Below are 16,298 nucleotides of genomic sequence, written 5' to 3'. Positions count from 1 at the left end.
ATCCGCTGCAGCAGGCAGAAACCAATTTTTCTGCCTGCCTGCCTGGCTGATCAAAAAATAACTTCCCTCTTGTCTACTTTTTTCTGTCATTCCTTAACTTATTCCTGTATTTTTCAGCACCTCAATTATCTAAGGACTGGCAGACTGTTATATGAAAAAACTCTACGTTCTACTTACTGTTGCTGCTCTTATTTCTTCCGGCCAAAATCTTTCAGCCCAGGAAACACTTAAAAGTAAAATCGGGCAGATGCTTATTGTAGGTGCGCTTGGCACTACTATGCCGGATATGCGTTATCCCGACATGGACACGCTGAAAGTTGACATATCGGAAAGAAACTTAGGGGGAGTGCTTGAATTCGGGTATAACCTTAAAAATCTTCAGCAGATGCAGCTTCTCTCCGGCAATATGAAAAGCCTCGCACGGACGCCGGTGTTTATAGCAACAGACCAGGAGGGTGGAAAAGTTGCCAGGCTTGGCAGCTCCAACGGCTTTAAGGCGACCAGCACGGCTTACACGATGGGTACTGTTATTGATAACATGGACAGCACGCGCCTCTGGGCTTCAACTATGGCCGGGTGGCTCGTTGAGGCAGGTATAAATGTCGACTTCGCTCCTGTTACCGATGTGCTGGTAAACCCCAAAAGCCCTGCAATTGCGGGGGTGCAGAGAAGCTTTAACAAAAACCCCCTCAAGGTAGCCGAACACGCGGGCTATTTTATTGAAGAGCTCCATAAGAAGAATTTAATTTCGGCTCTCAAGCACTTCCCGGGCCACGGAAGCGCCGCAACGGATTCGCACCTGGGCTTTACAGACATTACAAACACGTGGGCGGATTCTGAACTTGTACCGTACAGAGAACTTTTTTCCAAAGGGCTGGTAGATATTGTAATGACGGGCCACCTCTATAATGCCAACATTGATACGCTTCCGGCCACGCTTTCAGAAAAGACTGTGCAGGGCCTCTTAAGAAACCAGCTGGGATATCAGGGCGTTGTTATTACAGACGATATGTCCATGGGGGCTATTTCAAAATATTACGGGTTTTTCGAGGCGGCCGCAATGGCTATAAATGCAGGCGTGGATATTCTGCTTTATAACCGTAACATACTTTCCGACAGCACCTCGCTGGTAAGGAGGCTTGAAGATTACCTGGAGAAAAAAGTTTTGGACGGAACTATTCCTCAAAGCAGGATTGACGAATCCTACGCCAGGATAATGGCGCTTAAAAACAGGTACTTTTACCCCTCAGGCGTTGGAAGCATAACAGCGTCTTTAATGCCTGATAAGTTCGAACTTCAGGGATATCCCAATCCCTTTAACGGCACAATAAAGTTCCAGGTGAAAATTCCCGTCTCATCCCACGCAGAAGTTAGAATTTACGACATGCTGGGGCGCGAGGTGGCTTTAGTTATGGATGATTACAAATCCAGGGGAGTTTATTACTTAAGCTGGAATGCCGGGGATCTCTCAAGCGGCCTGTATTTTGCAGTTCTTCATTCGGGCGATTTCACGCAGGCTTCAAAGCTGATGCTTCTTAAGTAGTTTTGTATTGAGACTATAAAAAAAGGGAGGCCTTTAACTCAAAGGCCTCCCTTAATTTTATACTGACTTAACTTTTATCTTACTTCTGCGCAAACTTCTTCAGGAGGTCTTTTGCCATATCCTTATGAACCATAAAATCAATCATCTTCAGTTTCACGTAATCTTCATGGAAGAAAACATATCCCGGGTTTGGTGAGCTGTATGAGCCTGCTCCTGAATCCTTAATGAGGAACCATTCCTTGCCGTTTTTCTCAGTGTAGCCAACAATATGAATTCCGTGGTCATCTGTAGTTGTCTGGTTGCTGAACCTCATCTGGCGTGCGTTTTCATCTATATATTCAGAAGGAATGTCGTAGCTTGGCACCATTGCAATTTCATTCTGTGAGCTGCAGCCGGGTTCCGATACGTCGCCGCCTATTCCAACTGTGTAGCCCTTAGAAACAGCGTTCTTTATTGTGCTCATGAATTCATCAAGAGGAACGTTGTAGTATTCCTTGTCGTGCCACCAGTTATCGGGCACCTTGTATTCCATCTGGCTAAAGTATGGCGATTCCTTAAGTGAGATGATGTCAACGTAATCATCCATATTAAGCCTTACAACCTTCTCAAAATATTCCTGCGGAGTAAGTTCGCCTGCCTCAGTCATAACCTTAACCGGGGGCTTGCCAAGATAATGGTCCAGTATGGATTTAATTGTAGAGACAACTTCTTCTTCATTCCAGTTGTTATTGGCCTTTACTGTCTGAAGATAATTATTCATCTCGGCGTAGAGCTTGCTGTGGTCGTGGCGTTTCTGGCCCGGGAGCATTCCTGTATATGATTCTTCAGGAACGATGCCGTATTTCTTCCATACTCTTCTTACGGCGTTGCTCTCGGAGCCCTCGCCGAAGTTTGAATTGCCTCTTTCCTCAACAAAGCGGCGGGCTTTTTCAACGTATTCCCAGTAAACGGTATATATCTCTGAGAGCTTTATCTGGCGCTTTGTCTGGCGGTAGATCTCGGATTCAAAAAATGACGTTGTTGAAAAGCACCAGCAGGTGCCTGTAAGCCCCTGATTTATAGGAGTATTGTGCCACGACTTTGTAAATTCACCGGGTGACTTCGGCAGGTCCAGCCCGGTAAAATCCATCCTGAAATATTTCTCTTCAGGTGTATCTTTCTTATTGAAGTCCTGTATATCCTTTTCCACCAGTTCCCAGTACGGGTTTTTGCTGTTTGAGAAAACCGCTTTGTCGGCCTGCTTTTTCTGTGCATGCAGGAGTGCAGGGGATAGTAATGCCAAAGCTAAAACGCAGATAACTTTCTTTTTCATAAAATTTCCCGGCTTTGTTTTAATGTTTTGTTTATTAAAATATTCTGAAGTGCTAATCGGTAAATAAAATATTTATGCCGGCAAATTAAATTAAGGCCGCCAGAAAAGCAATGCCGTTCGTGTAAATTGCAGCACACAGACCGGGTGTTTGAACGCTGGCAGGCGGGGGATGGGAAATTAAGTGCAGAGAGGGGGCAGAAGGATGCTTTTGAAAATCCTGCCGTCTTCTGCTCCGCTGCACCCGTACTTGTTAAATATTGTTATCCTCTCTTTTTACTTTCTTCAGGAATTCCATGAGGTCTATTCCGTCGTAGGATGAGTAGGCCCCGTAGGCGTCTACAAAAAGGCCCTTCGTGCCGTTGTCGGCCTTAATCAGGTAAATGACAGACATGTCATCCGGGTTCGATTCACCCTCAAAACGGTAGACCCTTTCAATTGTCAGCTCCTCCGGCTTGAAGACTTCTTTTGTTTCCTTGCTTGTCATCCCGAGGTCGGTCATCTTAAAGTCGTTTGTGTAACCCTTATCCCTCAGGTGATTTATTGTCTGCGACAAAGTGTACATATGTTCCTGGGCATTGTCCTGATCAGCTGTTGGCATAGCTATTTCTCCTTTGCTTTTTACAATCTCTTTCCTTTTTCATTCCTCTTCTACCGACTTTAACAATATAGAGGAATTGGTGTGAAAAACAATTCTAATTCATCCCTCTTTTGCAGTGAACTTTTATGAGTAAAACGTGGTTTACTTTTATAATGCACAAAGGCTTCCCTGTGCGGATTACCTCTGAAATGGCCGCAAATCTTTTTTATTAAATGACTTGCTAATTCATGGAAATAGTGTTACTTTAATGAATCTGATTCGCCCCTTTGAGGGCGTTTTTTATTTATGAACTATCTACAGCAAAATATTATTCAAATAGCAGAACAGACGGCTGAAAAGCTCGGGCTTCTGCTTATTGATGTGTCACTTAAAGGAGATAACCGCAATCGCATCGTTGAGGTATTTGTTGACAGCCGCAACGGTGTGTCTGTTGACGATTGTGCCGAAATGAGCCGCGAAATGGCATCTATCCTGGATTCTGCAGACCTGATTACTTCAAAGTACCGTTTGGATGTTTCTTCGCCCGGGGTGGACAGGCCGCTAAAGTTTCTTGAGCAGTTCTATAAGCATCTGGAAAGAAAGTTTGAGGTCTCATACAACATGCCGGTTAAAAAGGACGGCACCGGAAAAGAAGAAACAGAATCCGGCTCCTCTGAGGCCCCGCAGGCTTTGGAAGTAAGAAAAATAACCGGAAAACTGGTAAAGATAGATGGTGACACGTTGACATTCAAAGTAAATAACGAGGAAGTTCCTGTAAATTTTAATACAATTAAAACAGCTAAAGTTTTAATCAGCTTTTGATTACGGAGGAAAAACAGTATGAATACTGAAATAGTTGAATCTTTTTCACAGATGGTAAGGGAAAAGAGCATTGACAAGGATGTGCTTGCCGGTATAATCGAGGAGATTTTCGGCATTATGGTGAAGAAGAAATACGGAAATGATGCTAATTTCAGTGTTGTCGTTAACATGGATAAAGGCGATATAGAGATATTCCTCGAACGCCTGATTGTTGACGAGGTTCACGATCCGGGTCTCGAAATCTCTATTGACGAGGTTGAAGCCAAAGGAAATGACGATGAGCTGGAAGTTGGCGAGCCATATCCGGAAAGACTGGAACTCCACACCTTCGGCCGCCGTCTTATAAACCTGGCAAGGCAGAGCCTTAACCAGAAGATACGCGAACTCGAGAAAGATATCGTATTTAATGAATATAACGATATGGTTGGCGAAATTGTCGTTGGCGACATCTACCAGGTCAGGAAAAATGACATCCTCGTAAATCATAACAAAAATGAACTCCTTCTGCCAAGGCTCGAACAGCTGCCTAGAGAAAAATACAGAAAAGGGGAGACCATCCGCGCAATCGTCAAGGAGGTCAGGAAAACCCCCAACGGCCCCCAGGTTATTATTTCCCGTGCCGATAACGTTTTCTTAAGACGCTTATTTGAAATTGAGATTCCCGAAATATATGACGGTGTTATAGATATTAAAGGCATCGCCCGCGAACCCGGCGAAAGAGCCAAGGTTGCCGTTGAAAGCCAGGATACAAGGATTGATGCCGTTGGCGCATGCGTGGGTATGAAAGGCGTTAGAATTCATGCTATCGTCCGCGAGCTCAGCAATGAAAACATAGACGTGATCAACTATTCAGACGATCCGGATATCTATATACAAAGAGCCCTTTCGCCTGCCAAACTGAAATCCATCGACGTGGATACAAAGGCAAAGAAGGCAACAGTTGTTGCCGACAGCGATCAGGTTTCAATGATTGTAGGCCGTAACGGCGTTAATATCCGCCTTGCTATGAAGCTTACGGGTTATGATATTGAAGTCCTCAGGGAGGAAAAACCCTATGAGGAATATGAAGAAGATATCGAACTGATCGATATAAAAGAGGAACTTGGGGCTGACGTATACGAAACACTCATCAACCACCGCTATGATACGGCACTTGAAGTGCTGACGGCAGGCCCTGAAAAGCTGAAGGAAATTGAAGAATTCAGCGATGAAAAGATTGCCGAGATTATTAATATAATCAAGGGCCAGTTTGAAGAGGAAGAATAGAACTTAATAACAGGTGTCCAAATATATGACCGAAGACGTAAAATCTAAAAAACTAAGAATTTATAAATTTGCAGCGGAGTATAATCTATCTGCTGATATGCTCGTTGAATTTCTGCAGAAGAGGGGCTATGAGGTAAAAAGCCACATGTCGCCTCTTACTGACGAAATGATGGCCGATATTGCAAATCATTACAAGAAAGATATCGAGAAGGCCGAGAAGCATTACAGGAAAATCTCCGAATTCAACAAGAAAAGGGCTGAAAAGTCTGAAGAAGCTCCTCCAAAAGAAGAACTTCAGGCTGAAGCTGCTCCTCCGGAGGATATGTCTCTGATTGAAGAGCTGCCCGAGGAGACCGCTGTTGAAGCTCCTGCTGAAGAAGAAGAGGCACCTGCTCCGGTTAGTGAAGAACCTGTCCCGGTTCAAGAATCTCCCATGGAAGAAGCAGCACCTGCTCCACCTCAGGCGGAAATTCCTGAAGTAAAGGAAACGGAAGTCCCCCAAAAAGAGCCGCAGGCTGAAGCAAAACCCGAAATTGAAGCTCCGGCTCCAAAAGCTGAGCCAACGGCTGCTCCAAAGGCTGAAACAGCTCCTCAAGCTGAAGCTCCTGCTGAAAAAGCACCCGTTATTGAAAAAATTCCTGCTGCCGAGAAGCCTCAGGCTGAAACTCCGGTCCAGGAAAAGCCCCAGACTGAGAAGGCCCCTGTTGAAAAGGCAGCCGAGCAGCCGCAGGAGGTAAAAGTACCCCAGGATGTAAAAGTATTTAAGACCCAGGCCGAGCGTGACCTTGCCAGGAACAAGGGACTTACAATTGTAGGAAAGATCGATCTTGACCGCGAAAAGAGGGAACGTCAGGCAAGGCAGAAAGCAGCCCAGGAAAGGGCGGCTCAGGAAAGAGCAAAAACAGGCAAAAAAGAGGAAGAAAGGCCCGAAAGAAGGGAAAGACCTGATAGAAGGGAAAGACCTGCAGGAGCTCAGCCGCCAGTAAAAGGCCCGCAGGCCGGAGGCACGGCTCCCTCAGCAAAAGATGCCTACAAGCAGGAATCGCAGGAACAGGCTGCCAAGAAGAAAAAGAAAAAACCAAAGGCCAAGAAAAAAGGCAAAGAGGGTCAGCCCGAGGATGCTTCTGCTGCAAATAATCCTAATAATAAGAAGAAGAAATTCAAACGCGTTGAAGTAGATAAAAAAGACGTTGATGCTGCAATAAAAAGAACGCTTTTAAGCTTCGACGACTCTTCGGTTGCAGGACGTGCAAGCGTCAGAAAGAAAAAGAAGAAAGAAAAGCTCGAAGAGCAGGAAAGGCTCCAGGAAGAGCGCGAGCTTTCAGAATCTACAAAAATTAAAGTAACAGAATTTATTGCAGTTAACGAACTGGCAAACCTCATGCAGGTTTCAGTCAGCGACGTAATTGCAAAGTGTATAGGCTTGGGCATAATGGTTTCCATTAACCAGCGTCTGGATGTTGAAACTATCACGCTGGTTGCAGATGAATTCGGCTTTGAGGTGGAATTTGAGGAAGAGTACACTTCCGAGGAGCTGGAAGATATTCAGGATGTTCCTGAAGCGCTGAAAGGCCGTCCCCCGGTTGTTACAATCATGGGTCATGTCGATCATGGTAAAACATCTCTTCTCGACCGCATCCGTTCATCGAACGTGGTTGCAGGCGAGTCCGGCGGTATTACTCAGCACATAGGTGCCTACCAGGTTGAAGTTGCCAGCGGCAAGCTCATCACATTCCTGGATACCCCGGGTCATGAGGCCTTCACAGCCATGAGAGCCCGCGGCGCCAAGGTAACTGACATAGTTGTCCTTATTGTTGCAGCTGACGATGCCGTGATGCCGCAGACAGTTGAAGCTATTAACCATGCCCAGGCTGCCGGTGTGCCGATTATTATTGCAATTAACAAGATTGATAAGCCGGGAGCTAACCCGGATAAAATACGCCAGCAGCTGGCCGACAGGAACATACTTGTTGAGGACTGGGGCGGACGCTATCAGTGCGTGGAAATTTCAGCCAAGGCCAACCTCAATATTGAGGAGCTTTTGGAGAAGATCCTCCTGGAGGCCGAGGTCCTGGAGCTTAAGGCAAACCCCGACCGTCAGGCCCGCGGTACAGTAATTGAGTCTCAGCTGGATAAAGGCCGTGGAATTACGGGTACTATCCTTGTCCAGAAGGGTACCCTAAGAGTCGGCGACCCGTTTGTAGCAGGTGTTTACTACGGGCGTGTGCGTGCAATGTTTGACGAAAGAAACAGGAAAATTGATGTTGCGCCTCCTTCGGCTCCGGTTCTTGTACTTGGATTTGAAGGTGCCCCTCAGGCAGGCGATACTTTTGTGGTTGTTAACTCTGAGCGTGATGCAAGAGAGATCAGCCTGAAACGCCAGCAGTTAAAGCGTGAGCAGGATCAGCGCCAGATTCATCATATTACACTCGATGAAATTGCACGCCAGATCTCAATTGGCGGCGTAAAGGAACTTCCTCTTATCGTAAAAGGCGACGTGGACGGATCTGTTGAAGCACTTTCAGATTCACTCATGAAGCTCTCAAACGAAGAGGTTTTAGTACGCGTAATACATAAGGGTGTTGGCGGAATCTCCGAAGGTGACGTTCTTCTGGCAGCAGCCTCAGGCGCCATTATTATCGGTTTCCATGTAAGGCCTAACCTGAATGCCCGTAAGCTGGCTGAAAATGAGAAAGTTGACATCCGTCTTTATAATGTTATCTATGACGCAATAAACGAGGTTAAATCTGCTTTGGAAGGCCTCCTCTCCCCGGTAATTTCCGAGGAGGTGGTTGCCACAATCGAAGTAAGAGATACCTTCAAGGTGCCGAAAGTCGGTACGGTTGCAGGCTGCTACGTGCAGGAAGGCAAGGTAATGCGTACGAACAAGATCCGCATTATCCGCCAGGGTATCGTTGTCCACGACGGCGAGCTTGCAAGCTTAAGACGCTTTAAGGATGACGTCAAGGAAGTTGATGCCGGCTATGAATGCGGTCTGAACATCAACAACTTTAACGACCTTAAGGTGGGCGATATAATAGAAGCTTATAAAATTGTTGAAACAAAGAAGAAATTAGCTTAGGTGAAAATGCTGAACGCCGGGATGCCAAAAGAGTAAGGTTTAATTCCTTCCCGGCATCGGGCCTTCAGCATTTAACATTTTAGGCCCAAGAGAGAAAGTGAAATAAAATGGCGTACCGGAAAGACAAACTATCGCAGCTGATTAAAGAAGAAGTAAGCTGGATTTTCCTTTACAAGCTGAAGGACCCTTCCTTTGGATTGGTTACAGTGACAAACGTCAGGATGAGTCCCGACCTTAAGATTGCAAAGATATACATCTCGGTTTTCGAGAAGGAAAACCGCCAGACGGTCTTAAACAGGATAAACGAAAAAAAAGGGACCATTAGAAGTGAGCTCGCTCATAAAATTAAAGTGAAATTTATACCGGAACTGGACTTCTATATTGATGATACGACCGATTATGTGGAAAGAATAGAGGACCTGTTTAAGAAAATCCATAAAGAAGATGACAAAAACGGCAGTAATAACCAGGCAGACGATTAATCTTAAGTGCGCGGATTTTGATAAAGGCGAAGTAATTCTTATTGATAAGCCGCTCTATAAGTCCTCTTTTAACATGATCTATAAGATCCGCAAGGCTACGGGCGTTAAAAAAGCCGGGCATGCAGGAACACTGGATCCGAGGGCTACGGGGCTCTTGATTATCTGTACGGGTAAAAAAACCAAGGAGATCAGCCTTTTCCAGGACTGCTGTAAAACCTATACCGGAGTAATAACTTTAGGTAAGACTACTCTTTCCATGGATTCCGAGACCGATTTTGTCGAGGAAAAAGGGACCGAAGGGATCTCAGAAGAGGATATACTTCTTGCGAGAGATTCTTTCCTGGGCGAAATCTTTCAGACTCCTCCTATGTATTCAGCCGTAAAATTTAAGGGCAAATCGCTCTACAAGTATGCCCGCAAGGGCGTTGAGCTCAAAAGGGAGCCGAGGCAGGTGACAATTTCGGGCTTTAATATCACAAAAATAGACATGCCCGAAGTGCACTTTGAAATTACGTGTTCAAAAGGAACTTATATTAGGGTTATTGCCCACGATTTTGGACAGAAACTGGGCTGCGGAGGCTACTTAAGCGCGCTCAGGAGGACAAAAATCGGGGAATTTGACGTTCAGGATGCTTTTACAATAGATGAATTTGTCTCCCTCTGGCACAACAGGGAGGCTCTGGAAGAGGGCGCAGAGGGTAAGGACCTTCAGGCTTAAGCCGGGGGAAGCATCTTTGGTTTATTTTGTGCCGGAAAAAACGTATATTTATTTACTTTTGTTTAGATCTCTGTTTAATGAATGTATTCACGGATATAAGTCAGGTTACTGAAGACAAAAATACGGTAGTTACAATTGGGACCTTTGACGGCTTTCATCTGGGCCATAAGGAAATTGTAAATCGTGCTCTTATGAGCGCCTCAAAACTAGGCGGCAGAAATTTTCTGGTTACCTTTGAACCGCACCCAAGGAGCGTTGTTTCCAGGGATTTTGATCTGAAGCTCCTGACAACTCTGGATGAGAAGCTAAAGCTTTTTGAAGAAGCAGGAATTGAAAACGTTCTGGTAATAAATTTTACCCCGGAACTCTCAAAACTGACTTCAGATGAATTTTTTGAAAGATATATCAGTAAAATTGGCCTTAATGAACTCGTTATAGGTTACGATCACAGGCTTGGCCGTAACAGGGATGGCGATGAGAACAAGCTCAGGGAAATAGGCCTCAGGTATTCTTTTGACGTTACCATAGTTCACGCCGTTACAATTGACGGCGACACGGTAAGCAGTACAAAGGTAAGGCAGGCCATTTTAGACGGTAATATTGAAAAGGCCAATAAGTATCTGGGAAGAAACTATTCCTTCAAAGGAACGGTTGTTAAAGGTGCAATGAGAGGGCGGACATTAGGCTTCCCCACGGCAAATATAGCTTCTGCTGGTAAAGAAAAGCTCCTTCCCGCAAGAGGAGTTTATGTGGTTGAAATAGTTGTCTCAGGCAGTCCTAAACACGGCGTTATGAACATCGGAATGCGTCCCACCTTTGGCGATACCCCTGAACTTATTACTGAAATTAATATCTTTAACATGAGTGAGGATATCTACGGTGAAAGTGTAGAGGTAAGTGTGCTGCAGAAGCTGCGCCCGGAGAAGAAATTTTCATCCAGGGAAGAGCTCATAAGGCAGATTGAGGAGGATAAAAAAACGGCTTTGAATTTTATAAATAACTTAAATAATTAACCCCGGTCACCTCTGGGGTTACATCGTACAACATAATGGAGAAATGTAATGGCAATTACAAACGCAGAAAAACTTGAACTTATCAAGAAATATGGTAAAAATGAAAAAGACAGCGGTACAGCCGAAGTCCAGATTGCGATCCTGACAAAAAGGATCAATGATTTGACAGGCCACTTCAGTGAGCACAAAAAAGATCATCACTCAAGACGCGGCCTGATGATGCTCGTCGGCAAAAGACGCAGATTACTGGACTATCTTGCCGCTAAAGACATCAATAGGTACAGAACTATAATCAAAGAATTAAATATCAGAAAGTAAGGTTTTGAATGATTTACAAAAAAGAAGTTGAAATTGGCGGAAAAGTTCTTTCTTTAGAGACCGGCAGATATGCCAAGCAGGCTAACGGAGCCATTATGGCCCGTATGGGGGATACCATGGTGCTTGTAACAGCAGTTGCCGCAGAAGAAGCTAAAGAGGATCAGGATTTTTTCCCTCTTTCAGTGGAGTACAGAGAAAAATCCTTTGCTGCCGGCAAAATTCCAGGCGGATTCTTTAAAAGAGAAGGCAAGCCTTCAGAAAAAGAGATCTTAAGCGCCCGTTTAATAGACAGGCCTATCCGCCCGTTGTTTGCTAAAAGCTATAAGAACGAAACACAGGTCGTGGCTTTCGTTTACTCATTCGACGGCGAAAACGATCCCGACGTCCTGGCCGCAGTTGCTGCCTCGGCAGCTCTCACAGTCTCCGATATCCCTTTCCTCGAGCCCGTTGGCGAGGTAAGAGTAGGAAGAATTAATGGCGAACTCATAATCAACCCTACACTCCAGCAGACAGCACAGAGTGAACTTGAAATCATCGTAGCCGGTACGGCCGACTCGATCATGATGGTTGAAGGCGAATCTAACGAGATCAATGAAGCTGAGCTCCTGGAAGCTTTGCGCTTTGCTCACGAACACATTAAGAACCTCGTTAAAATGCAGAATGAGCTCCGCGAGGAAGCCGGAAAGGCAAAGAAAATTCCGGAAGACAAAGTTGTTGACGAGAATCTGCTTAAGGACGTAAATGACCTGGCTTATAACAGGTACGCATCTATCGTTGCCAGTGTCCTTAAAAAAGAAGAACGCTCGGAACAAAACAAAGCCCTTAACAATGAAGTGGTTGAAGCCCTGAAGGAAAAATATCCCGAAGGTGAAAAAGCGATCCGTGAGATCCTCCACGACATCGAAAAAGAGCTCATGCGCAAGAGAATACTTGAAGAAGGCCTCCGCTTAGACGGCAGAAACACCACTCAGGTCAGACCGATTACCGTAGAACTTGGCGTACTGCCAAGAACACACGGATCGGCTCTCTTTACACGCGGTGAAACACAGAGCTTAACAACTCTTACTCTCGGAACAAAAAATGATGAACAGACCATAGACGGCCTCCAGGAAGAATATACAAAGAAATTCCTCCTTCATTATAACTTCCCCCCGTTCTCTGTCGGCGAAGTCGGCAGAATGTCAGGCGTGGGAAGAAGGGAAGTCGGTCACGGCCACCTGGCTGAAAGAGCCCTGAAGAAGGTTATTCCTTCAGAAACCACGTTCCCTTATACTATCCGTCTTAACTCGGATATACTTGAATCCAACGGTTCCTCCTCAATGGCAACCGTTTGTGCCGGCAGCCTGGCACTCATGGATGGCGGTGTTCCGGTTGCAAAACCGATTGCCGGTATTGCAATGGGACTTGTAAAGGAAGGCGACAGATTTGCCGTTCTTACAGATATCCTCGGCAATGAGGATCACCTGGGAGACATGGACTTCAAGGTTGCCGGTTCCACAGAAGGCATTACCGCAATTCAGATGGATATCAAGATACAGGGTATCTCTTTCGAGATCATGGAAACAGCACTCAAGCAGGCAAAAGACGGACGTTTCCACATTCTCGGCATCATGAATGAAGCAATCTCAAAGCCTAAGGAAGCAATCAGTCCTTATGCTCCAAGTCTGATTACAATAAAGATACAGACAGATCAGATTGGTCTTCTCATCGGCCCCGGGGGAAAAACCGTACAGGGTCTGCAGAAGCAGTATGGAGTTGATATCAACATTGAAGAAGACGGTACCGTTAACATTGCTTCGGCTAACAGCGAGTCGGCTAAAAAGTGCAAAGAGCACATAAAGCTTCTGACTGCTACGCCTGAAGTTGGCGAAATCTACGACGGCAAGGTAATCAAGATCATGGATTTTGGTGCTTTCGTCGAGATCCTGCCCGGTAAGGAAGGCCTTCTCCACATCTCACAGATTGAGAACAGAAAGATCGATAAGGTAACTGACGTTCTTAAAGAAGGGGATGCTGTAAAAGTTAAGCTGGTTAAGATCGAAAACGGCAAGTTCAGCTTAAGCCGCAAAGCTTTACTGAACGATAAACCGGCTGAAACTAAGTAATATTCTTTGAGAAAGGCGCTGATTTTTTTTTCAGCGTCTTTCTTTGTAATTTTTTAAGCCGCTCCCTTGTGCGGCTATTGAAGCCTTTGAAAAGGCCGATTTGCTGCATATAAAGAGAGGCTAACCAGGCTATGAAACGATGAAGTAATGAAGATTGGGAATTTGGATATAGGGAAAAAGGCTATTCTGGCGCCAATGGCAGAAGTGACCGACGCGCCCTTCAGGCAGATATGCCGCGAATATGGCGCAGGCCTTACTTTTACACAGATGGTCAGCGCTAAAGGCGTTGTAGAGAATGCCTTTGCCACACTTAAGGTTCTCGCCTTCAGCCAGAGTGAAAAGCCAATCGGTGTCCAGCTTCTGGGCAGTGACCCGGAGTACATAGAAAAAGCAATTCATGACATAAAATCTTTCAAGCCTGACCTGATCGACCTGAACTGTGGATGTTCTGTTCCAAATGTCTGCCGGATCGGACTGGGCGCCAGCATTCTAGACAAACCCGACCTTCTGGAAAGACTAGTTAAGTCAATGGTTAAGGCCGCAGGAAATATCCCCGTTTCAGTTAAAATACGTGCCGGACGCGACAGGCAGCACGTGACCTTGCTTCAAAATGCCAGGATCATAGAGGATAACGGGGCCTCAATGATTACAGTCCATGGCAGATTCCGTTCCGATTCCTATAAAGATGAGGCAGACTGGAACTGGATAAGAAAGGTTAAGGAAAATGTTTCAATTCCTGTCGTGGGAAACGGTTCACTCTTTGAACCGGAAGACTGCCTGAAGATGATGAATGAAACCGGATGCGATTCGGTCTTTATTGCCCGCGGAGCGCTCGGAAATCCTTTTATTTTCAGCAGGCTTAATGCTGCTTCGGCAACGGGAAAGGATCCCGGAAAGCCCACAGCAGATGAAGTTGCCAAAGCTGCGCAAAGGCATCTTTCATTACTCATTAAGGATTCAGGCCCGTTTCAGGGTGTTAAAAAGGCCAGAAAGCATCTTATCTGGTATTTCAGGTCTTTCAACGGAATAAGCAGTTTCATTGAAAAGATCTTTTCCCTGGATGAAGCCTCCTTAGTTGAAGAATATATCAGCGAACATGCTGATAAGATTAAGAAAAATGTTTATCCCGAAGAGGATTTAAGAAAAATAGAACTAAGTTTTAAAGACCGCGTTCTCTTCTGGATGAATGAAAAACAAACACAGGAAGTTGCAAAACAATAGTTCCATTAGAGATTTACATGGTAAAAGAAATAATTATTAACTCATCCTCGTCACAGAACCGTGTAGCTATCACCGAGGATGGCAATCTGGTAGATTTTTTTGTCGACCATCCGGAAAAAAGAAGAATGGTCGGGGATATCTACCTTGGCAAAGTTGCACGGATATTGCCCGGCATTAAAGCCGCCTTCATCGACATCGGGATGAAGCACGATGCATTTCTGCATTTTTCCGATATAGGTGACCGCCTCGAAGGCCTCCAGAGCGTTCTGGATGACGATTCAGAGCTGGAAGACGTGGCCGACGATGTGGCAGAACATAACGCTCCTGCCAGAAATACACAGCAGCAGGTTGACGCAGAGGTAAGAAGAGAGCCTTTTATTCCCAAACTGCATAAAGGACAGGAAATATTAGTCCAGATCACTAAGGAACCTGTCGGCAATAAGGGCGTAAGGGTCACTTCTTCAATATCGCTGCCGGGCAGGTTCTGCGTACTGCTTCCTTTCGACAGCAAAATTGGTATATCCAAGAAAATAGCCGAGTTCAGGGAACGCAGGCGTCTAAAAAGCATTGCAAAGGGCATACTGCCCGAAAACTGCGGACTTATAATACGTACCGCAGCTAAAGAACAGTCGGAAGAATCCCTTTCGGATGACCTGAAATACCTCGTAAAGACATGGGAGGAAATTTCGGCAGCCGCAAAGACGGATACCCCGCCGGCACTTTTATATCAGGACTTAAGCACTACTTCAAGCGTAATAAGGGACCTTTTTACGCCGGACATTTCAAAGGTATTTATCGATTCGCGCAAGCTCTACAAACAGATTAAGAGCTATGTGCACCTGGTTCAGCCCGCGCTGATGGATAAAATTGAGCTTTTCAGGGAAAACCAGTCGATATTTGAAGCCTTTAAGATCGATGAAGCAATTAAAACCCTCATGGGAAGGAAAGTCCCTCTTCCCTCGGGAGGCTACCTGATAATAGACCATACAGAAGCTATGGTTGTAGTTGACGTCAACAGCGGGCGCTATGCGGCTAAAAAGGAGCAGGAGCTTAATTCACTTAAGACCGATCTTGAAGCCGCGCGAGAGGTTGCACGCCAGCTGAGACTAAGGGATATAGGCGGACTGATAGTCTGCGACTTTATTGACCTGGAAGACGAGAAGAACAGGAAGAAGATCTATGACGAGCTGAAGAAGGAATTCCGCAAGGACAGGGCAAAGGTTTCTGTTCTGCCGATGACAGATTTCGGGCTCATACAGATCACGCGTCAGAGAATAAGGGAGAATATTCTCCATACAATGAACGAGGTCTGCCCGTTCTGCAACGGATCGGGGCTTCTGACCAAGAAATCAAATCTTCTGCATGAAATTGAGACGTGGCTGAAGCGTTTTAAGAGCCAGTCGCCCGAGAAGTTCCTCGTACTCAACGTTCATCCTTCGCTTGGCATCAAGTTAAGGGAGGGCAGGGTAAAGAGGCTTACAAAACTTCAGTTCAAATATTTTGTAAAGATAAAACTTGTTGAGGATGAAAATTTCAATCCTGCAACATTCCGTTTCCTTTCAGCCAAAACAGGCAAGGACATAACGGCGGAATTTATTGGTTAAATAAAGTTTTAGTACGGTTAAATTTCAGTCAAACAAGCCGAAGCTCAGCTTCGGCTTTCTTATTTATGCTCAATCAAAAAAATGTGATCATTTATAACAACGCACATTGTAAGTCCTTCGAAGAAGTACGCAACCTTATTAGCCCCGGGTTACAAATCCACTTTAGGGGATGCCGTAACCCTGGGGAAATGAATCCCCCACACACCACAGAGCGCCGGCAGGGACGACACATAAG

The 16,298-nt window shown here is 45.4% G+C and carries 13 protein-coding genes; 11 read left to right on the top strand and 2 right to left on the bottom strand.

The genetic code is table 11. From position 1 onward, the window contains the following. The first annotated feature begins 151 nt into the window (after positions 1 to 151). On the top strand, positions 152 to 1,543 hold the full coding sequence (locus HF312_05600; protein MCU7519672.1) for a T9SS type A sorting domain-containing protein: 1,392 nt from the start codon (positions 152 to 154) through the stop codon (positions 1,541 to 1,543). A gap of 79 nt (positions 1,544 to 1,622) precedes the next feature. Here HF312_05600 and HF312_05595 read toward each other — a convergent pair whose 3' ends face one another. Continuing rightward, positions 1,623 to 2,855, bottom strand: a complete 1,233-nt coding sequence (locus HF312_05595) for a peptidase C1 (GenBank protein MCU7519671.1) — start codon at positions 2,853 to 2,855, stop codon at positions 1,623 to 1,625. Between the two features lie 250 nt (positions 2,856 to 3,105). Continuing rightward, positions 3,106 to 3,453: a hypothetical protein gene (locus HF312_05590; protein ID MCU7519670.1), complete on the bottom strand. Its 348-nt coding sequence runs from the start codon at positions 3,451 to 3,453 to the stop codon at positions 3,106 to 3,108. Positions 3,454 to 3,738: 285 nt separating this feature from the next. Here HF312_05590 and HF312_05585 point away from each other — a divergent pair, with 285 nt between their 5' ends. The 10 genes from HF312_05585 (at position 3,739) to HF312_05540 (ending at position 16,063) form a co-directional block, all read left to right on the top strand. Next, positions 3,739 to 4,254 carry a ribosome maturation factor RimP gene (locus HF312_05585; protein ID MCU7519669.1) on the top strand — a complete coding sequence of 172 codons (516 nt, stop codon included), beginning with the start codon at positions 3,739 to 3,741 and terminating at the stop codon, positions 4,252 to 4,254. An 18-nt stretch (positions 4,255 to 4,272) separates the two neighbouring features. Beyond that, positions 4,273 to 5,520: a transcription termination factor NusA gene (nusA, locus tag HF312_05580; protein ID MCU7519668.1), complete on the top strand. Its 1,248-nt coding sequence runs from the start codon at positions 4,273 to 4,275 to the stop codon at positions 5,518 to 5,520. A 25-nt stretch (positions 5,521 to 5,545) separates the two neighbouring features. After that, entirely contained in the window at positions 5,546 to 8,602 is a 3,057-nt protein-coding gene (gene infB / locus HF312_05575) for a translation initiation factor IF-2 (protein MCU7519667.1), read from the top strand. Positions 8,603 to 8,709: 107 nt separating this feature from the next. Further along, positions 8,710 to 9,084 (top strand): 30S ribosome-binding factor RbfA, encoded by a 375-nt coding sequence (gene rbfA / locus HF312_05570; GenBank protein MCU7519666.1) that lies wholly within the window; start codon positions 8,710 to 8,712, stop codon positions 9,082 to 9,084. Further along, the gene (gene truB, locus HF312_05565; protein MCU7519665.1) at positions 9,047 to 9,802 is read left to right on the top strand and encodes a tRNA pseudouridine(55) synthase TruB; all 756 of its coding nucleotides are present in this window, start codon (positions 9,047 to 9,049) and stop codon (positions 9,800 to 9,802) included. The genes rbfA and truB overlap by 38 nt, the downstream gene beginning before the upstream one ends. Positions 9,803 to 9,879: 77 nt before the next feature. After that, on the top strand, positions 9,880 to 10,815 hold the full coding sequence (locus HF312_05560) for a bifunctional riboflavin kinase/FAD synthetase (GenBank protein ID MCU7519664.1): 936 nt from the start codon (positions 9,880 to 9,882) through the stop codon (positions 10,813 to 10,815). A 48-nt stretch (positions 10,816 to 10,863) separates the two neighbouring features. Beyond that, complete coding sequence (gene rpsO, locus HF312_05555) at positions 10,864 to 11,133, top strand: 30S ribosomal protein S15 (GenBank protein MCU7519663.1); 270 nt, start codon at positions 10,864 to 10,866, stop codon at positions 11,131 to 11,133. 8 nt (positions 11,134 to 11,141) lie between these two features. Beyond that, positions 11,142 to 13,238: a polyribonucleotide nucleotidyltransferase gene (pnp, locus tag HF312_05550; protein MCU7519662.1), complete on the top strand. Its 2,097-nt coding sequence runs from the start codon at positions 11,142 to 11,144 to the stop codon at positions 13,236 to 13,238. Between the two features lie 147 nt (positions 13,239 to 13,385). Next, positions 13,386 to 14,459, top strand: a complete 1,074-nt coding sequence (dusB, locus tag HF312_05545; GenBank protein MCU7519661.1) for a tRNA dihydrouridine synthase DusB — start codon at positions 13,386 to 13,388, stop codon at positions 14,457 to 14,459. Positions 14,460 to 14,476: 17 nt separating this feature from the next. Continuing rightward, positions 14,477 to 16,063, top strand: coding sequence for an Rne/Rng family ribonuclease (locus tag HF312_05540; GenBank protein ID MCU7519660.1), 1,587 nt, complete (start codon positions 14,477 to 14,479; stop codon positions 16,061 to 16,063). The last annotated feature ends 235 nt before the right edge of the window (positions 16,064 to 16,298 follow it).

The organism is Ignavibacteria bacterium, from assembly GCA_025612375.1.
In the GTDB taxonomy this organism is placed as follows: domain Bacteria; phylum Bacteroidota; class Ignavibacteria; order Ignavibacteriales; family SURF-24; genus JAAXKN01.
Note: the sequence above shows the minus strand (reverse complement) of the source record. Positions and strands in the feature narration are given on the sequence as shown.